This is a genomic window from Vibrio sp. 811, assembly GCF_033339195.1.
Genome location: NZ_JAWOUB010000954.1, coordinates 1 through 517, shown reverse-complemented (window position 1 = coordinate 517; position 517 = coordinate 1). Strand labels below are relative to the sequence as shown.

Sequence of the window (517 nt, the reverse complement as noted above, 5' to 3'; positions counted from 1 at the left end):
CGTTCATGATGCTCACTTTCTCACGGTAATTCGGTGAGCTGTAACAATGGTTATGACGTTCTCCATGCAGTTGTTTAACACGTGCGCTGTTGACTCGAAGGACGTCAGGGTATCGTTCAGACAACCAGGCAGGACGCGCACCGCTCGGTGTCGCCAGGAATACAGAAATCCCATTGTCTGCCAAGTTATCCAGTACGTTATCGAGCCATTCAAACTGAAACTCACCTTCAACAGGCTCAAGAGCAGACCAACTGAAGATACCGACAGACATAACGTTACAATTCGTCTGCTTCATCAGTTCAATATCTTTCGCTAAAATATCAGGTCTGTCTAACCATTGCTCAGGGTTGTAATCTGCTCCATGGAGCAAGCCTTTTATCTTTGGAATGATGTGTTTTTTATTGTTCATTATTGACCTTTAAATACTTTCAATGACGGTAGTGCGTTACCTTCAAAATCAAACAGTGCTTGGTTCTCCCATGAATTGCCCATGTCCCATTTGTCCCCGCTATAGTCC

General features: G+C 44.5%; 2 protein-coding genes. Both read right to left on the bottom strand.

Features of this window, described 5'->3' with window-relative positions; translation table 11 throughout:
- Positions 1-409, bottom strand: a 409-nt coding sequence (locus tag R7Q46_RS30325) for a beta-galactosidase (protein ID WP_318078733.1), incomplete at its 3' end; no start/stop codon positions are given.
- Positions 409-492 (bottom strand): hypothetical protein, encoded by an 84-nt coding sequence (locus R7Q46_RS30320; RefSeq protein WP_318078734.1) that lies wholly within the window; start codon positions 490-492, stop codon positions 409-411. The genes R7Q46_RS30325 and R7Q46_RS30320, both read right to left, overlap by 1 nt.
- Between the last annotated feature and the right edge of the window lie 25 nt (positions 493-517).

Excerpts from the sequence above, each read along its gene's own strand:
- R7Q46_RS30320 (WP_318078734.1), bottom strand. The coding sequence starts at position 492 with ATGGGCAATTCATGGGAGAACCAAGCACTGTTTGATTTTGAAGGTAAC.